Consider the following 16,206-nt stretch of genomic DNA (forward strand, 5'->3'; position numbering starts at 1 on the left):
GGCCGGCAACCTCATGAACGATTGAAGCATCACCTGGATGCCGGCCAGCGGCCGGCACTACCAGGGCATCAGCGCTTCAGCTGCGCCAGGATCTCACGGGTCATCGGATCGGCAATCGCCACCTCCTCGCCCTGCAGCGCCGGCAGCAGGCCACTGGCCAGCTGCTTGCCCAGCTCGACACCGAACTGGTCGAAGGCGTTGATGTTCCAGATCACCGACTGCACGTACACGGCGTGTTCGTACATGGCGATCAGCGCGCCCAGCGCCTGCGGGGTCAGCGCGTCGAGCAGGATCAACGTGCTCGGGCGGCCGCCCGGGTAATCCCGGTGCGGATCTTCGCTGCCCTGGCCATTGGCCAGCGCCTCGGTCTGCGCAAGCAGGTTGGCCAGCAGGGCCTGGTGATTGACCGTGTACGGATCATCGTTGTGCACGCAGCCGATGAAATCGGCCGGCACGATGCTGGTGCCTTGGTGCAGCGCCTGGAAGAAGCTGTGCTGCACATCGGTACCCGCCCCGCCCCACCACACCGGCACGGTGTCGGTGGTGACCGGCTGGCCGTCACGCTGCACGCGCTTGCCCAGGCTTTCCATCACCAGCTGCTGCAGGTAGGCCGGCAGCAGCGCCAGGCGCTGGTCGTAGGTCATCACCGCATGCGTGGCATGGCCCAGCAGGTTGCGGTTCCAGATGTCGGTCAGACCGTGCAACACCGGCAGGTTGCGCTCCAGCGGCGCATCCAGCGCGTGCGCATCCATCTGCGCCGCGCCTTCCAGCAGCTGTTCAAAGCGCTCGAAGCCGATCGCCAGCGCGATCGGGAAACCGACCGCCGACCACAGCGAATAACGGCCACCGACCCAGTCCCACATCGGCAGCACGCGATCGGCGGCGATCGCGAAGGCCTTGGCGGCGCGTTCCGGGTTGGCGCTGACCGCATACAGGCGCTCGCTGCCGCCCAGCCAGTCGTGCAGGATCTGGCCGTTGAGCAGGGTTTCCTGGGTACCGAAGGTCTTGGAAATCAGGATGCCGGCGGTCTTGGCCGGATCCAGCGTGGCCAGCGTGCGCTGCATGGCGGCGCCGTCCACGTTCGACACGAAATGCACGCGCAGGCGCGCGCCGGTGACCGGGCGCAGCGCGTCGGCAACCAGGCGCGGGCCAAGGTCGGAACCACCGATGCCGACACTGACCACATCGGTCACGCCACTGTCTTCCAGCGCGCGCACCAGCACGCCCATGCGCTGGCGGATCGCGCGCGCGGTGGCATAGGCCTCGGCCGCCACCGGTGCATCGACCACGTCGCCGCGCAGCGCGGTGTGCAGCGCCGCGCGACCTTCGGTCAGGTTGACCTGCTCGCCGCGGAACAGGCGGGTGATGGCACCGCCGACGTCACGGTCGGCCGCCAGCGCCAGCAACGCCTGCAGCGCCGCGGCATCGTATTTCTGCCGCGCAAAGTTGACGTACAACGGACCGACCCGCAGCGCCAGGTCCTGTACGCGGCCGGGTTCGGCGGCGAGCAGGCTGGGAATGCTTGCGCCCTTCAGGCGCTGGGCGTGGGAATGCAGCGAGTCGAATCCGTTGTTCGTTGTCATGCGGCCTGGGTCGGGATCGTGTCGTTGGTGTGGGTGATCTGGTTCTTGCCATCAACGTACACCAGCTTCGGCTTGAAGCTGTCGGCTTCCTGCTCGGTCATGCTGGCGAACGCGGCAATGATGATGATGTCACCGACCTGCACGTGGCGCGCGGCGCCACCGTTGAGCGAGACAACGCCGCTGCCGGCTTCGGCGCGGATGGCATAGGTCGAGAAACGCGCACCGTTGGTCACGTCCCAGATGTGCACCTGCTCGAACTCGCGGATGCCGGTGGCCGCCAGCAGGTTGTCGTCGATGGCGATCGAGCCTTCGTAGTTCAGCTCGGAATGGGTGACGGTGGCGCGGTGGATCTTGGTCTTGAGCAGGGACAGGTGCATGGGGGCGCTGCAACGGCAAAGGAAAGAGCGGATTCTAGCACCCGCTTGGCCGTCGTCAGGGGGCTGCCGCAGGACGCTGAAGGCCGTTCAGGCGCCCTCGCCCCGCGGCGCTGGCGCGGCAGGGACGGCACCGCCCTGCAGTGACAGCCGGAATACCGCATGGAAGGCCAGCCCGGCGGCCAGGCCCAGCCCCCCGGCCAACGACACCGTCAGCCCATAGCTGATCACATCGAAGGTATCCACATAGCGCAGGCGCTGCAGCAGCGGCCCCTGGACCGCACCCGGCCATTCATGGACCGCCATGGCCAGCGCGCCCAGCGCAGCCCCCACAAGCGCGAAGCTGATCCGGCGCAAGGGCCGCCGGGACTGCAGGATCAGCGCCATCGGCAGGAACACCGCGATGGCGCTGCAGACGCCCAGCCCGAACATCAGCCCACCGCCGGTGAGCGCGGGCATCGGCGTGCGCCTGAATTCGAGCGCGAACAAGAGGCCGCCAAACAGCTGCGCCGGCAGCATGCCGGCCGCCAGCACGGCGAGGAACGTCGCCCGCGCAAGGCGGCCGGCGTCAATGGCAGGGGTCTTCATGGCTCCGGTCTCCCGTCCGTGGGAAGGCGAGAGGCGCCCGGTGCGGGCGCCCCACGGTCGCATGCGGCTCAGAATTCCAGGTTGTCGATCAACCGGGTGGTGCCCAGGCGCGCGGCAATCAGCGCCACGCGGCCACCGCCGTCGAAGGTCGGCTCGGCCAGTTCCGGGGTGCGCAGCACCGCGTAGTCGACCTGGAACCCGGCCGCCTGCAGCGCGGCGGTGGCATCCGCCTCGATGCGTTCGCGCGGGTGACCGGCCACGTAGCCCTCACGCATGCCCAGCAGGGTGCGGTGGAGGGTGGTCGCAACCGGGCGTTGTTCCGCGCTCAGGTACTGGTTGCGCGAGCTCTTGGCCAGGCCATCCTCGTCACGCACGATGTCGGCGCCGACGATCTGGATCGGGAACGACAGCTCGGTCACCATCTGCCTGATGACCGCCAACTGCTGGTAATCCTTGCGGCCGAACACGGCCACATCCGGCTGGACCTGCAGGAACAGGCGCGCCACCACGGTGCAGACGCCATCGAAGTGGCCCGGCCGGCTGGCGCCTTCCAGCACTTCACTGACACCCGGCGCATGCATCTGCGTGGTCTTGTCCACGCCCAGCGGGTACATCACCTCGACGCTGGGCAGCCACACCGCGTCGCAGCCGGCCTGCTCCAGTCCGGCCACGTCGGCCTCGGGCGTTCGCGGGTAGCGGTTGAAATCCTCGTTCGGGCCGAACTGGGTCGGATTGACGAAAATGCTCGCCACCACCTTGTCGGCGTACTGGCGGGCCAGCGCCACCAGCGAATGGTGGCCGCCATGCAGGTTGCCCATGGTCGGCACCAGCGCCACGCGCAGGCCGTCCTGCTTCCACTGGGCGATCTGCGCGCGCAGTGCGCCGAGTTCGTTGAAGGTCTGGATCATTGGGCGTAGGCGTGCTGTTCGTCGGGGAAGCTGCCGTCGCGCACGGCGTCGGCGTAGGCGCGGGTGGCACCGGCCACCGAACCGCCTTCGGCAAGGAAGTCCTTGACGAACTTGGGACGGCGATGGCCGCTGTCCAGGCCCAGGAAGTCGTGCAGCACCAGCACCTGGCCGTCGCACTGCGGGCCGGCACCGATACCGATGGTCGGCACATCCACCGCGGCGGTCACTTCTGCGGCGACCGGGGTCGGCACGCATTCGAGCACCATGATGCTGGCACCGGCCGCGGCTACAGCCTTGGCATCCTCGACCAGCTGGCGGGCGGCATCGCCGCGGCCCTGGATCTTGAAGCCGCCCAGGCGCAGCACCGATTGCGGGGTCAGGCCCAGGTGCGCGCAGACCGGAATCTCGCGCTCGACCAGGTAGCGGATGATGTCGACCTTGAAACCGGCCCCTTCGATCTTGACCATCTCGGCACCGGCCTGCAGCAGCTGCAGCGAAGCATCCAGCGCGCGCTCCGGGGTGGCATCGGCGCCGAACGGCAGGTCGGCCACCAGCAGCGCACGCTGCAGCACGCGGGCCACGGCGCGGGTGTGGTAGACCATGTCGGCCACGGTCACCGGCAGGGTCGAATCATGGCCCTGCACGACCATGCCCAGCGAATCGCCGATCAGGATCAGGTCAACGCCATTTGCGTCGAAGGTGCGGGCGAAGCCGGCGTCGTAGGCGGTCAACATGACCAGCTTCTGGCCATTGCGCTTGGCCTCGGCCAGGGCGGGAACGGTCCAGGGCTTGCTGTCTGCGTGGGTGCTCATGTGCTGATAACCGGGGGAGATAACCCGGGCATTATCACCCTATCGGCGCGATCCCGCAGGCATCCACCCGCATCACTGCATCCCGCACGCGGCCATGGCCGGGAATGGCCAGATCCGGTGCGATTTCGGCCAGCGGCACCAGCACGAAGGCACGCGCGTGCAGGTAAGGGTGTGGCACCTGCAGGCCCGGCTGATCGAGTACCTGCGCGCCATACAGCAGCAGGTCCAGGTCCAGCGCACGCGGCCCCCAGTGCACCGCCGGATCGCGCACGCGGCCGAAGCGCTGCTCCAGCGCCAGCATCGCCTGCAACAACTCATCGGCCGGCAACGTGGTTTCGACCGAGGCCACCGCATTGACGAACGGCGGCTGGTCTTCCTTGCCCCAGGCCGGCGTTGCGTAAAGCCGCGAGGCCTGGCGCAGGCGGGTCCCAGGCAGGCCGCCCAGCGCGGCGATCGCCGCGCCCACGGTGGCGGCCGCGTCGCCAAGGTTGGCGCCGAGGCCGATCCAGGCAAGGGTCATTGCTTACTCGCCCGCTGCACCGGCCGTGGCGCCCGGACGACGCCGACGACGGCGGCGCTTGCGCGGCGCCCCACTCTCGTCCTCGGTCTCTTCGCTGTGCATCGCATCCAGCGACGATTCCAGCTCGCGTCCGGACTGCGCCTGCGCGTCGCGCCAGAACTCGACATCGGCAGCATGCTCGGACGATGCCACCTGGCGCAGGCTGAGGAAGTCGAACGCCGCACGGAAACGCGGGTGGGTCAGGGTGCGGAACACGCGCTTGCGCTGGCGCGAACCGAAGCGCGACTGCAGCAGCCAGATCTCCTGCATCGGCAGCGAAAAACGCCGCGGCAGCGCAATGGTGCTCAGCTGCTGCACGGTGACGCGGTCGGCGGCACGGCGCTGTGCCTCTTCCGGTGCCACGCCCTGCTTGAGCAGGGTCGCCTGGGCGCGGCAGAACGCCGGCCACAGCAGCAGTGCGAACAGGAACGCCGGCGAGACCGGCTCGTCGTTGGCCACGCGCGCATCGGTGTTGGCCAGGCCCTCGACCAGCATGCGGCGCAGCGCGCCGGTGCGGTTGGACTTCAACGCCTTGGCGCTTTCCGGGAACAGCACGTCGAGCGGGCCGTAACGCTCCAGGCCTTCGAAGCTGGCCACGCCGTGCCCGGACAGGAACAGCTTGAGCACTTCCTCGAACAGGCGCGCCGGTGCGGCTTCGTTGAGCAGGCCGGCCAGCTGCGGGATCGGCGCGGCGGTGCCCTCTTCGATCTGGAAGCCGAGCTTGGCCGCCAGGCGCACCGCACGCAGCATGCGCACCGGGTCTTCCTGGTAGCGCTGCACCGGATCGCCGATCAGCTTCATCAGACGTGCCTGCACGTCCTCGAAACCACCGGTGTAGTCACGCACCGAGAAGTCCTCGATGGCGTAGTACAGCGCGTTGCAGGTGAAGTCGCGGCGGACGGCGTCGTCTTCGATGGTGCCGTACACGTTGTCGCGCACGAGCATGCCGTTTTCCATCTCGCGGTCGCCGCTGCCGTCATCGCTGTTGGCACGGAAGGTGGCGACTTCGATGATCTCGCGGCCGAACACTACGTGGGCGAGGCGGAACCGGCGGCCGATCAGGCGGCAGTTGCGGAACAGCTGCTTGACCTGTTCGGGCGTGGCGTCGGTGGCCACGTCGAAATCCTTGGGTTGGCCATTGACCAGCAGATCGCGCACCGCGCCGCCGACAAGGTAGGCGCCGAAGCCGGCATCGCGCAGGCGATAAAGCACGCGCAGGGCGTTCGGGCTGATGTCCTTGCGGGAGATCGTGTGCTGGTCGCGCGGGATGACGCGCAGGCTGAACGGTGATGTAGCAGGGGAAATGATGTTGGCGCTTCCGGTTGAAGTTTCGGGATTGCCCAATGGCATCGAGGTGCATATACTAGCGCTCCTGCCTCGGCAGCGACACAGTTACGCTCCCTTCGTCTAGTGGTTAGGACGTGGCCCTCTCAAGGCTAAAACAGGGGTTCGAGTCCCCTAGGGAGCGCCAGTCGCCGCAGCAGGAACCGAAAAAGCCCGCCTCGTGCGGGCTTTTCTGTTTTCCGGATTTGGCGCACCCCGCCTGCTTGATCGCTGTAGCGCCACCCCTCCCGAAAGGGCTCGGGCAAGGCCATCCAGGGCAGGACACGCCGTAAACCCATCCCTGGGGGCTCGGTCGCGCCATCCATGGCGCTCACGGTCCTGCCCTGGATGGCCTTGCCCGCGCTCTTCACAGTTTCCGTACTCGCGGCAAGCTCGACCCCGACGTGCTGCGCTGCGTCCGCGCAACCCATGATCTGACCAGAGGCGGCAGGCCAGCCGATCCAGGACCGTTGGCGCCATGGATGGCGCCATCGAGCCCCCATGGATGGGTTTACGGCGTGTCCTGGATCGGCTGGCCTGCCGCCTCCCCACGAAGAAAGGAGGCGCAGAAACACAGGCCCGCCGTCAGCCTTCCATCTGCTCCAGCTCCTTGCCCTTGGTCTCGCGCACGTGGCGGACCACAAAGAAGATCGAAAGGATCGCCGCGACCGCGTAGATGCCATAGGCGCCGGCCAGGCCGATGCCGGCCAGCAGCATCGGGAAGGTCACGGTGATCGCGAAGTTCGAGGTCCATTGCGCGGCCCCCGCCACCGCCAGCGCCGGGCCACGGATCTGGTTGGGGAACATTTCGCCCAGCATTACCCACATCACCGGGCCCCAGGACATGTTGAAGAACACCACGTACACGTTGGCCGCCACCAGCGCCAGCCGACCCATGCCATCGGACAGCTGCAGGCGCCCGCCGGCCAGGCTGCCGCTGGCAAAGGCCACCACCATCAGCACCAGTGCCACCGACATGCCGACCGAGCCGACCCACAGCAGCGGCTTGCGCCCGATGCGGTCGATCAGCAGCACGGTGAGCAGGCAGGCGCCGATGCTCAGCGCGCCGGACAGCACATTGATCAGCAGTGCGTCGCTTTCCGAGAAGCCCACCGCCTGCCACAGCACCGCGCCGTAGTAGAACACCACGTTGATGCCGACCAGCTGCTGGAACATGGCCAGGCCGATGCCCACCCAGAGGATCGGGCGCAGCCTGCCGGTAGCCCTGCTGCGCAGGTCGCCGAAGCGCGGCTTGTGCTGGTCCTGTGCCAGGCTGGCCTCGATCTCGGCCTGCTTGGCCCGGGCAGCGGCCTCGCCGTACAGTCGCGACAACACCGCCCTCGCCTGCCCCTGGCGGCCCTTCAGCACCAGGAAGCGCGGGCTTTCCGGAATCACCAGCAGCAGCACCAGGAACAGCGCGGAGGGCAGCGCCTGCATCCAGAACATCCAGCGCCACGCCTCATGGCCCAGCCACAGCGGCTCGGTCGAGGCGCCGGCAGCGCGGGCCAGCAGATAATTGCTGAGGAACGCCGCAAACAATCCGCAGATGATGGCCATCTGCTGCACCGTGGCCAGTCGGCCGCGATACCGCGCCGAAGCGACCTCGGCGATGTAGGCCGGCGACATCACGCTGGCCGCGCCCACCGCAAAACCACCCAGCACGCGGGCCGCGACAAACAGCCAGGACGCATGGGCCGCGCCGGCGCCCAGCGCCGAAACCAGGAACATCAGCGCCGACACGATCAGGACGCCGCGGCGCCCCAGCCGATCACCCAGCCAGCCGGCCAGGAAGGCCCCGATCGCGCAGCCCAGCAACATCGAGGCGACCTCGAAGCCCAGCGCGGCCTCGCTGGAATTGAAGGCCTGCCGCAGGCCATCGACCGTGCCATTGATGACACCACTGTCGAAGCCGAACAGGAACCCACCGAGGGTGGCCACGCAGCTGATCAGGACGATGAAGGCCGTGTTTTCACCGCCGTGGGAGGCGACGCCGGGCTGGGCGTGAGACATGGAAGATCCTGTTGGAAAGGGAGCCCGGCCACCACGGCCGGTTGCCGCGCAGCGTCGCACAGGCCCTGCCATGCCGCCAACGGCGGCCACGGCCGCGCCTGCCAGACGCCCGTTTTCGGCTCCTCGCCGACACCGGGGGCCAACCTGTTCTAGAATTGGCGGGTTCAGGAATCGATCCACCCCCAGCCCATGCCCTTTGTCGTCACCGAAAACTGCATCAAGTGCAAACACACCGATTGCGTGGAAGTGTGCCCCGTGGATTGCTTCCACGAAGGCCCGAACTTCCTGGTGATCGACCCGGATGAGTGCATCGACTGCACCCTCTGCGAGCCGGAGTGCCCGGTCAACGCGATCTTCCCGGAGGACGATGTCCCCGCCGGCCAGGAGGGCTTTGTCGCCCTCAATGCCGAGCTGGCGAAGGCGTGGCCGGTGCTGACCGTGCGCAAGGATCCGCCTGCCGACGCCGGCGAGTGGGATGGCAAGCCGGACAAGCTGAAACTGCTGGAGCGCTGACAAGCGCCCGTTGCAGCAACGAAAAGGGCGCCCCAAGGCGCCCTTTTGCGTTTTCCGGCATACGCCAACCGCAGGATCCGGTAGGTGCCAACCTTGGTTGGCACAGAAGCGCCGACTTGGGTCGGCCTCTACCCGGGCAGCTGCGGACCTGGGCCCGCCCCCGCTCGACCGGCCCTTACGGCGCCAGCTTCGCCTTCAGCGCAGCGATCAGCTTCACCGGTGCTGCGGCCGTGGCCGGCAGGCCACGCGGATCGACCGCGGAGATGTAGGCGCCAGCATCGACGGCGACCACGCGGACCAGGAAGTTGCTGCCTTCATAGGCCACGTCGTACGAACCCAGCAGCTGCGCGCGGCTGGCGATGGTCACGCCCTCCACGCCTTCCAGCGCCGTGCCGACCTTGGCGAAGGCTTCTTCCTTGCCGCCGGCAATGGTGAAGCCCGTGGTGCCCACGGCCGGGGCAGCCGCGGCAGGTGCCGCCGGCTTGGTCGCCGAGGCCAGCGTCGGCACCTTGTTGTCACCGGTGGTGGCCGGCAGGTTCAGGTCCGGCGGCACTTCCAGCGGACGCATTTCCGGGGCCAGGGCGTAGTCGCCCTTGACGCCGCGCTTGAAGCAGCCGGTGGTGCCGGCAGCGACCGCCACAGCAAGCAGGGCATAGGACAGCACGCGGACGGTGGAAACGGATTGACGCATATGAATCTCCTGGGTCAGACCAAGACGGAAGGTCAGTGGCTGGAAAGGGCTTCGAGGGCGGCGATGTCGCCCGCAAGATGATCGGCGGCCGGGTGATGCGCTGCCGACAGCGGCAGCAGTGGCAGGCGCAGGTCGTGGCCGATGCCGATGCGGCGCAGCAGCGCCTTGACCGGGATCGGGTTCGGTTCGACGCCACAGAAATCATGGAACGGCTGCAGGCGCGCATCCCACGACTCGGTGGCTTCATGGTCGTGCGCGGCGGCCAGCTCGCACATCCGGCGGTAGGCGCCGGGAAGCACGTTGGAACCCACCGAGATCAGGCCATCGATACCGGCGCGGATGGAACGGGCCGCGGTGCCATCGTCACCACTAAGCACCGCGAACTGCGGGCTGCGCAGTGCCAGCAGCGCGTGTACCCGGCCAGTGTCACCGACCGCTTCCTTGATGCCGACGATGTTGGGGTGGCTGGCCAGCTCGGCGACGGTCTCCGGCTGCATGTCGCAGCCGGTGCGGCCAGGCACGTTGTACAGGACGACGGGCAGCCCGCCCTGGTCGGCAACCGCGCGGTAGTGCGCGATCAGGCCGGCCTGGGTCGGCCGCACGTAGGGCGGGGTGACCACCAGCGCATGGCTGGCGCCCAGTGCAGCCGCACGACGGGTCTGTTCGATGGTCTTGGCGGTGCCGGACAAGCCGGTGCCGGCCATGACGGGAATGCGGCCACCGATGCGTTCCACCGCACTGGCCAGCAGCTGGTCGTACTCGGCGTCGGTCAGGGTGGCCGCCTCGCCGGTCGAGCCGGCCACGACAACGCCATGGACGCCACCCTCCAGTTGCAGGTGCAGCAGGCGCTGCCAACCATCGGGATCGAGGGCACCGTCGGCCCGGAACGGGGTCGCCAGCGCGGTGATGAGGCCGGAAAGGGACAAGGACGTGCTGCTCTTGGCTGGGAAGGGAAAACGCCCGCCACGACAGGCCGGGGGCGACCTGAATGTTACTTGCGGCGCGAAAGCACGGGCAAGTATGCTGGACACCGGTGGATCCCCGCCTCTGGCGGGCATTCAGACTCACGCATGCATTACCCGGAATCGCCTTGACCGACACCACCCCGCGCCCCGCGCCGAGCGAAAACCACCTCCTGATCAACGCCTATACGACGCATCCGGAGTCCCCCCTGCTGTCCGTCACCCGCCGCATCGCCGACAGCGGCTGCAATCTGGTGGACGCACGCCTGGCCACGGTCGGCCGCGATGTCTCGGTCACCGCCCTGGCCACCGGCTCCTGGGACTCGGTGGCCAAGCTCGAGGCGATGCTGACCCGGCTTGAGCGCGAGGAAGGCCTGAAGCTGGTCTGGTACCGCACCGCCGCCAAGCAGGCGCAGTCCAACCTGCTGCCTTACATCGTCGAAGTGATCGCCGCCGACAAGCCGGGCATCCTGTTCCAGCTGGCCGACTTCTTCGACCGCCAGGGCATCACCATCGAGAACCTGCAGAGCACGCGCTACCGCGCCATGCAGACCGGTGCGGAGATGTTCAGCGCGCAGGTCACCATCGGCGTGCCGGCCAACATGCACATCGCCGCGCTGCGCGACGATTTCCTCGAGTTCTGCGACCACCTGAACCTGGACGCGATCATGGACCCGATGAAGTTCTGAATGAATTCCTGATTTTTCGCGCATCCCTCACGGGCGCGTGGCGTTTCATGCAATTGTCGTAGAAAGAACCCAGGCTCGACAGAAGGACCTCATGAACAACGGCGACACCCTGGACCGCACCACCCTCTCCCTGCCACTGGCGTTGTCCGGTGGCGCCCAGGCCACCCTCGGCGACTACGCCGGCCACTGGCTGGTGCTGTACTTCTATCCCAAGGACAGCACCCCGGGCTGTACCACCGAAGGCCTCGACTTCAACGCGCTGCTGCCGGAATTCAAGAAGGCCGGCGCGGTCGTGCTGGGCGTCTCGCGTGATTCGGTGAAGTCCCACGACAATTTCTGCACCAGGCAGGGCTTCGGCTTCCCGCTGGTCAGCGATGGCGACGAAGCGCTGTGCAACGCCTTCGACGTGATCAAGATGAAGAACATGTACGGCAAGCAGGTACGTGGCATCGAACGCAGCACCTTCCTGATTTCCCCCGACAGCCGCATCGTGCAGTCCTGGCGCAAGGTCAAGGTTGCCGGCCATGCCGATGCGGTTCTCGCCGAACTGAAGGCCTCCCAGTCCAAGTGAGTCCCACTGCCTACTGTGTCTGCCATCACCCTGCCCCGCAGCAGGCCGTGGTGGTTTTTCCCTGTCCGTAACCAGGAATCGACGATGACCCGAGGCAAGCGCATCTACGTGCTGGATACCAACGTGCTGATGCACGATCCCACCGCGCTGTTCAAATTCGAGGAGCACGACGTCTACCTGCCCATGCAGGTGATCGAAGAGCTGGACAACGGCAAGAAGGGCACCTCCGAGGCGAGCCGCAACGCCCGCCAGGTGAGCCGCTTCCTCAACGAGCTGGTGCAGGAATCGGGCCTGGACAACCTGGCCGACGGCATTCCGCTGCAGCGCCCCAACGGCCTGCAACTGCGCGGCAAGCAGAGCGCCGGCAAGCTGCGCTTCCAGACCAGCCATTTCGATGCGGGCAAGAGCTTCGGCCAGGTCATTCCGGACAACGCCATCCTCGGCGCGATCCTGGCCCTGAAGGAAGAAACCCCGGACCTGCCGGTGGTGTTCGTCTCCAAGGACATCAACCTGCGGATCAAGGCCGCCATCGCCGGCATCGTGTCCGAGGACTACGAGAACGACCGCGCGCTGGACGATTTCAGCCTGCTCTACACCGGCGCCACCGAACTGCCGGAAGACTTCTGGAAGCGCCACGGCGACGACCTGCGCAGCTGGAGCGACAAGGGCCGTACCCATTACGAAATCCAGGCGCAGGACGGCGAGGAGTGGTATCCGAACCAGTATGTCTACCTGCCAGGCGAGGATGAAGTCGAGCTGCGCGTCAGCCGCGTGGTCGGCGACGGCAAGGTGGTGCTGTCGCTGGTCGATGATTTCCGCCACGGCAGCCACGCCGTGTGGGGCATCAGCGCACGCAACCGCGAGCAGAACTTCGCCCTCAACGCACTGATGGACCCGGAGATCGACTTCGTCACGCTGCTGGGTACCGCCGGCACCGGCAAGACCCTGCTGGCGCTGGCCGCCGGCCTGGCGCAGACGATGGACCAGCAGCGCTACCGCGAGATCATCATGACCCGCGCCACGGTCAGCGTGGGCGAGGACATCGGCTTCCTGCCCGGTACCGAGGAAGAGAAGATGACGCCGTGGATGGGCGCGCTGACCGACAACCTGGAAGTGCTCACGCACAACCAGGAAGGCGGCACCTGGGGCCGCCAGGCCACCAACGACCTGCTGGCCAGCCGCATCAAGATCCGCTCGATGAACTTCATGCGCGGCCGCACCTTCCTGTCGCGCTACCTGATCCTGGACGAGGCGCAGAACCTCACCCCGAAGCAGATGAAGACGCTGATCACCCGTGCCGGCCCCGGTACCAAGATCGTCTGCCTGGGCAACGTCGAGCAGATCGACACGCCGTACCTGACCGAAACCACCTCGGGCCTGACCTACGCGGTGGATCGCTTCAAGAACTGGCCGCACAGCGCGCACATCACGCTGCGTCGTGGCGAGCGTTCGCGCCTGGCCGATTACGCTTCGGAGGTGTTGTGAACCGCTGCACCCGCCTGCTGCTGCCCACGGCGGCGATCGCCCTCGCCGCCGTCCTGGGTGCCTGCACCACCACGCGCGGCCCGGCCAGCGTGCCGACTGCCGCGCGCACCGGCCAGTCCTGGGTGGTCACCCGCCCGATCATCGCCGCGCAGGTGCTCGATACCTGCTCGCGGCCCAGCCCGGGCCGCGAGCCCGGGCGGGTCAGCGGCTACTGGGCACCCAGCCGCCAGCAGGTCGACCAGCTGGAAGCGAAGCTGTCGTCGCTGGAGGCCCAGGTGCCGAAGGTGCTGGACTTCGACCGCCAGTACGTCGGCATCGAAAGCGCTGGCAAGCGGTTGATCTACATCAACGCCTTCCATCTGCCCGACGACAGCGGCATCAACCCGGCGCGGGAAGCGATCCGCGTCTGCGACGGCGGCGCGCAGTTCTGGGGCGCGGTGTTCGACCCGGCCAGCAACACCTTCAGCGAGCTGCAGTTCAACGGCGGCCTCGGCGGGCCCTGAGGGGCCCCGCCGATGGGAATACGCCTGCCCACCTGGGTCTGGATCGGCGCGGTCGCGCTCTCGTGCGTGGCCGGCATGGTCAACGTGGTCGGCTTCCTCGGCTTCGAGCACCAGGCGGTCAGCCACATGACCGGCAGCACCAGCCAGCTCGGCATGGCGCTGGCGCAGGGCGACTGGCGCGCGGTCGGCCATCTGTGGGGGCTGCTGATCGCGTTCTCGCTGGGCGCGATGCTCAGCGGCCTGCTGATCCAGGACAGTACCCTGCAACTGGGCCGACGCTACGGCGTGGCGCTGGCGCTGGAGTCAGCGCTGCTGCTGGTGGCCATTCCGCTGTTCGAACGCCACCAGATCTGGGGCGCACTGGCCGCCGCGATGGCCTGCGGCCTGCAGAACGCGATGGCCACGACCTTCAGCGGCGCGGTGGTGCGCACCACCCATCTCAGCGGCATGTTCACCGACCTCGGCATCGGCCTGGGCCACCTGCTGCGTGGCCTGCCGCTGCAGGTGCGGCGACTGACCCTCAGCGGCCTGATCATCAGCGGTTTCCTCGGCGGCGGCATCCTCGGCGCCTGGCTGTTCATGCGCTGGCAGTACCACGCCCTGCTCGCCCCCGCCCTGCTGACCGGCCTGACCGGGCTGGGTTATGTGCTGTACCAGCAGTGGGCGCGTTGGCGGCACTGAGGGCCGCGCTCTGGGGGTCAGGTCCCTTTTCCTGCGAAAAAGGGCTCTGACCCCATCTACCAAGGCATCCACGCATGGCGTGGATCTACTTTCCCCCGCTGGACCACGGCACAATCGCTGGATGAGCCCGACCACGCCCGTTTCCGCCCTGACCATCGCCGGTTCCGACTCCGGCGGCGGCGCGGGCATCCAGGCCGACCTGAAGACCTTCGCTGCCCATCGCGTGCACGGTCTTTCCGCGATCGCCGCGCTGACCGCGCAGAACACCCGCGGCGTCATCGCCGTGCATGTGCCACCGGTCGGTTTCCTGCGCGCGCAGCTGGAGGCCTGCTTCGACGACTTCGACATCCACGCGGTGAAGCTGGGCATGCTGGCCAACGCCGAAGTGATCCACACCGTCGCCAATGCACTGGAGCAGCATCGGCCGCCGCACGTGGTGCTGGACCCGGTGATGGTCGCCACCAGCGGCGCACGCCTGCTGGAAGACAATGCCCTGCAGGCGATGCGCGAACGCCTGATTCCCTTGGCCACGCTGGTGACCCCGAACACACCGGAGGCGGAACTGCTGGTGGGCCGGAAGATCAGCAACGGCGATGATGCCGAACGGGCGGCCTCCGACCTGCTCGACCTCGGTGCCGGTGCCGTACTGCTCAAGGGCGGACACCTGCTGGAAGGCCATCGTGTGATCGACCGTTACTTCGACGGCGTCAGCAGCGAAGAATTCATCCACGCCCGCCTGCCGCTGGATGCACATGGCACCGGCTGCACACTGGCCTCGGCCATCGCCGCGCAGCTGTGCAACGGCCTGAGCCTGGCCAACGCCTGCGAAGCCGGCATCGACTATGTTGCGCGCGGCCTGCAGCAGGGCCATGCCCCCGGCCGCAGCGAGGTCCTGGTCCTCGATCACTTCGGCGCGGCGCCGCACGCATGAACCTGGCGCCGCGCAACCTCGCCGTGCAGTGCGACGACGGCCACCGCTACGAGGTGATTGCCTGCGTGCCTGCGCAGCCGCTCGCGCGCCTGCTGTGGCTGCCGGCGCTGGGCGTGGCTGCACGCCATTACCTGCCGCTGGCATTGGCGCTGGCAGCCAGGGGCGTGGCGGTATACCTGCATGAGTGGCGCGGCAATGGCAGCAGTTCGCTGCGCCCATCGCGCACGCAGGACTGGGGATACCGCGAAGTACTTGAACAGGATCTGCCGGGCAGCCAGGCGATCCTGGCCGCCGCCGATCACGAGGGCGGCGCCCTGCCTTGGATCATCGGCGGCCACAGCCTCGGCGGTCAGCTGGCCTGCGTGCACGCCGGGCGCAATCCGAAGCACTTCCACCGGCTGTGGCTGGCGGCCAGCGGCTCGCCGTTCTGGCGCGGTTTTCCGCCACCACGCGGCTGGCTGCTGCCGCTGGTCTACCGCTTCCTGCCGTGGATCGCACAGCGCCAGGGCGTGCTGCACGGGCGCCGACTTGGCTTTGGTGGCACCGAAGCACGCGGACTGATCGCCGACTGGGCGCGCGTGGGCCTGAACAACCACTACGCCGCGGTCGGCATGGAGGAGGATCTCGATGCGCAGATGGCGCGCGTGCACGGCAGCGCGCAGGCGGTGTTGATGGAACACGACTGGCTGGCGCCGACCGGATCGATGCAGGCGTTGCTGGCGAAGCTGCCGAACGTGGACGCACAACTGTGCGTGCTGTCGGCGCAGGAGCTGGGCACGCGCGCCGATCATTTCGCGTGGCTGAAAGCCCCGGACGCTGTGGCTGACCTCTTTTTCATTCAGTTGGATGAAAATTTTCACAAAACTGTTGACGGTCCGCGCCGACATCCGCATAATTCCGCTCCTGTCGCAGGGCGCCCGTAGCTCAGTTGGATAGAGTACCTGGCTACGAACCAGGCGGTCGGGAGTTCGAATCTCTCCGGGCGCACCACTCGACAGGTTTTCAGCATCCGCCGCTGGAAAT

18 protein-coding genes and 2 tRNA genes are annotated in these 16,206 nt (G+C 67.6%); 10 read left to right on the plus strand and 10 right to left on the minus strand.

Annotated elements, in window-relative coordinates; all coding sequences use genetic code 11:
• Positions 1–68: 68 nt before the first annotated feature.
• The 7 genes from pgi to pcnB form a co-directional block, all read right to left on the minus strand.
• Positions 69–1,583, minus strand: coding sequence for a glucose-6-phosphate isomerase (gene pgi / locus BLS66_RS11230; protein ID WP_049466329.1), 1,515 nt, complete (start codon positions 1,581–1,583; stop codon positions 69–71).
• Positions 1,580–1,960, minus strand: coding sequence for an aspartate 1-decarboxylase (gene panD / locus BLS66_RS11235; RefSeq protein ID WP_005409061.1), 381 nt, complete (start codon positions 1,958–1,960; stop codon positions 1,580–1,582). Before panD ends, pgi begins: the two co-directional genes overlap by 4 nt.
• 87 nt (positions 1,961–2,047) lie before the next feature.
• Positions 2,048–2,545, minus strand: a complete 498-nt coding sequence (locus BLS66_RS11240; RefSeq protein ID WP_057493833.1) for a hypothetical protein — start codon at positions 2,543–2,545, stop codon at positions 2,048–2,050.
• Positions 2,546–2,613: 68 nt separating this feature from the next.
• The gene (gene panC / locus BLS66_RS11245) at positions 2,614–3,453 is read right to left on the minus strand and encodes a pantoate--beta-alanine ligase (RefSeq protein ID WP_074725890.1); all 840 of its coding nucleotides are present in this window, start codon (positions 3,451–3,453) and stop codon (positions 2,614–2,616) included.
• Positions 3,450–4,265 carry a 3-methyl-2-oxobutanoate hydroxymethyltransferase gene (gene panB / locus BLS66_RS11250; protein ID WP_005416119.1) on the minus strand — a complete coding sequence of 272 codons (816 nt, stop codon included), beginning with the start codon at positions 4,263–4,265 and terminating at the stop codon, positions 3,450–3,452. Before panB ends, panC begins: the two co-directional genes overlap by 4 nt.
• Before the next feature lie 34 nt (positions 4,266–4,299).
• Complete coding sequence (gene folK, locus BLS66_RS11255) at positions 4,300–4,785, minus strand: 2-amino-4-hydroxy-6-hydroxymethyldihydropteridine diphosphokinase (protein ID WP_057493835.1); 486 nt, start codon at positions 4,783–4,785, stop codon at positions 4,300–4,302.
• Between the two features lie 3 nt (positions 4,786–4,788).
• Positions 4,789–6,168 carry a polynucleotide adenylyltransferase PcnB gene (gene pcnB, locus BLS66_RS11260; protein ID WP_074725891.1) on the minus strand — a complete coding sequence of 460 codons (1,380 nt, stop codon included), beginning with the start codon at positions 6,166–6,168 and terminating at the stop codon, positions 4,789–4,791.
• 52 nt (positions 6,169–6,220) lie between these two features.
• Between pcnB and BLS66_RS11265 the strand changes: the two genes are divergently transcribed.
• Positions 6,221–6,295 (plus strand) — tRNA-Glu (locus BLS66_RS11265).
• A gap of 437 nt (positions 6,296–6,732) precedes the next feature.
• Here BLS66_RS11265 and BLS66_RS11275 read toward each other — a convergent pair.
• Complete coding sequence (locus tag BLS66_RS11275) at positions 6,733–8,157, minus strand: sugar porter family MFS transporter (RefSeq protein ID WP_057493836.1); 1,425 nt, start codon at positions 8,155–8,157, stop codon at positions 6,733–6,735.
• A gap of 189 nt (positions 8,158–8,346) precedes the next feature.
• On the opposite strand from BLS66_RS11275, the gene fdxA reads away from it, so the two are divergent.
• Complete coding sequence (gene fdxA / locus BLS66_RS11280; protein WP_049411316.1) at positions 8,347–8,670, plus strand: ferredoxin FdxA; 324 nt, start codon at positions 8,347–8,349, stop codon at positions 8,668–8,670.
• Positions 8,671–8,845: 175 nt separating this feature from the next.
• Here fdxA and BLS66_RS11285 read toward each other — a convergent pair whose 3' ends face one another.
• Both BLS66_RS11285 and dapA read right to left on the minus strand, forming a co-directional pair.
• Complete coding sequence (locus BLS66_RS11285; RefSeq protein ID WP_049466341.1) at positions 8,846–9,361, minus strand: hypothetical protein; 516 nt, start codon at positions 9,359–9,361, stop codon at positions 8,846–8,848.
• A 32-nt stretch (positions 9,362–9,393) separates the two neighbouring features.
• Positions 9,394–10,287, minus strand: a complete 894-nt coding sequence (gene dapA, locus BLS66_RS11290) for a 4-hydroxy-tetrahydrodipicolinate synthase (protein WP_053463400.1) — start codon at positions 10,285–10,287, stop codon at positions 9,394–9,396.
• A gap of 164 nt (positions 10,288–10,451) precedes the next feature.
• Between dapA and BLS66_RS11295 the strand changes: the two genes are divergently transcribed.
• The 8 genes from BLS66_RS11295 (at position 10,452) to BLS66_RS11330 (ending at position 16,173) form a co-directional block, all read left to right on the plus strand.
• The gene (locus BLS66_RS11295; protein ID WP_005409051.1) at positions 10,452–11,012 is read left to right on the plus strand and encodes a glycine cleavage system transcriptional repressor; all 561 of its coding nucleotides are present in this window, start codon (positions 10,452–10,454) and stop codon (positions 11,010–11,012) included.
• A 91-nt stretch (positions 11,013–11,103) separates the two neighbouring features.
• Positions 11,104–11,583: a peroxiredoxin gene (locus BLS66_RS11300; protein ID WP_049466345.1), complete on the plus strand. Its 480-nt coding sequence runs from the start codon at positions 11,104–11,106 to the stop codon at positions 11,581–11,583.
• A gap of 84 nt (positions 11,584–11,667) precedes the next feature.
• A complete protein-coding gene (locus tag BLS66_RS11305) occupies positions 11,668–13,068 on the plus strand; it encodes a PhoH family protein (protein WP_049466347.1) in 1,401 nt (466 codons plus the stop codon).
• Entirely contained in the window at positions 13,065–13,571 is a 507-nt protein-coding gene (locus BLS66_RS11310; RefSeq protein WP_049466349.1) for a hypothetical protein, read from the plus strand. The genes BLS66_RS11305 and BLS66_RS11310 overlap by 4 nt, the downstream gene beginning before the upstream one ends.
• A gap of 12 nt (positions 13,572–13,583) precedes the next feature.
• The gene (locus BLS66_RS11315) at positions 13,584–14,252 is read left to right on the plus strand and encodes a YoaK family protein (protein ID WP_064238151.1); all 669 of its coding nucleotides are present in this window, start codon (positions 13,584–13,586) and stop codon (positions 14,250–14,252) included.
• A gap of 121 nt (positions 14,253–14,373) precedes the next feature.
• The gene (gene thiD, locus BLS66_RS11320; RefSeq protein ID WP_074725893.1) at positions 14,374–15,183 is read left to right on the plus strand and encodes a bifunctional hydroxymethylpyrimidine kinase/phosphomethylpyrimidine kinase; all 810 of its coding nucleotides are present in this window, start codon (positions 14,374–14,376) and stop codon (positions 15,181–15,183) included.
• The gene (locus tag BLS66_RS11325; RefSeq protein ID WP_074725894.1) at positions 15,180–16,106 is read left to right on the plus strand and encodes an alpha/beta hydrolase family protein; all 927 of its coding nucleotides are present in this window, start codon (positions 15,180–15,182) and stop codon (positions 16,104–16,106) included. The genes thiD and BLS66_RS11325 overlap by 4 nt, the downstream gene beginning before the upstream one ends.
• A tRNA-Arg gene (locus BLS66_RS11330) sits at positions 16,097–16,173 on the plus strand. The genes BLS66_RS11325 and BLS66_RS11330 overlap by 10 nt, the downstream gene beginning before the upstream one ends.
• Positions 16,174–16,206 lie beyond the last annotated feature (33 nt).

It is taken from the genome of Stenotrophomonas pavanii (assembly GCF_900101175.1).
Taxonomy (GTDB): Bacteria; Pseudomonadota; Gammaproteobacteria; order Xanthomonadales; family Xanthomonadaceae; genus Stenotrophomonas; species Stenotrophomonas pavanii.

Excerpts from the sequence above, each read along its gene's own strand:
- BLS66_RS11300 (WP_049466345.1), top strand. The coding sequence starts at position 11,104 with ATGAACAACGGCGACACCCTGGACCGCACCACCCTCTCCCTGCCACTG.
- pgi (WP_049466329.1), bottom strand. The coding sequence starts at position 1,583 with ATGACAACGAACAACGGATTCGACTCGCTGCATTCCCACGCCCAGCGC.
- panB (WP_005416119.1), bottom strand. The coding sequence starts at position 4,265 with ATGAGCACCCACGCAGACAGCAAGCCCTGGACCGTTCCCGCCCTGGCC.
- BLS66_RS11305 (WP_049466347.1), top strand. The coding sequence starts at position 11,668 with ATGACCCGAGGCAAGCGCATCTACGTGCTGGATACCAACGTGCTGATG.
- BLS66_RS11240 (WP_057493833.1), bottom strand. The coding sequence starts at position 2,545 with ATGAAGACCCCTGCCATTGACGCCGGCCGCCTTGCGCGGGCGACGTTC.
- panD (WP_005409061.1), bottom strand. The coding sequence starts at position 1,960 with ATGCACCTGTCCCTGCTCAAGACCAAGATCCACCGCGCCACCGTCACC.
- BLS66_RS11285 (WP_049466341.1), bottom strand. The coding sequence starts at position 9,361 with ATGCGTCAATCCGTTTCCACCGTCCGCGTGCTGTCCTATGCCCTGCTT.
- BLS66_RS11325 (WP_074725894.1), top strand. The coding sequence starts at position 15,180 with ATGAACCTGGCGCCGCGCAACCTCGCCGTGCAGTGCGACGACGGCCAC.
- thiD (WP_074725893.1), top strand. The coding sequence starts at position 14,374 with ATGAGCCCGACCACGCCCGTTTCCGCCCTGACCATCGCCGGTTCCGAC.
- BLS66_RS11275 (WP_057493836.1), bottom strand. The coding sequence starts at position 8,157 with ATGTCTCACGCCCAGCCCGGCGTCGCCTCCCACGGCGGTGAAAACACG.
- folK (WP_057493835.1), bottom strand. The coding sequence starts at position 4,785 with ATGACCCTTGCCTGGATCGGCCTCGGCGCCAACCTTGGCGACGCGGCC.
- panC (WP_074725890.1), bottom strand. The coding sequence starts at position 3,453 with ATGATCCAGACCTTCAACGAACTCGGCGCACTGCGCGCGCAGATCGCC.
- fdxA (WP_049411316.1), top strand. The coding sequence starts at position 8,347 with ATGCCCTTTGTCGTCACCGAAAACTGCATCAAGTGCAAACACACCGAT.
- BLS66_RS11315 (WP_064238151.1), top strand. The coding sequence starts at position 13,584 with ATGGGAATACGCCTGCCCACCTGGGTCTGGATCGGCGCGGTCGCGCTC.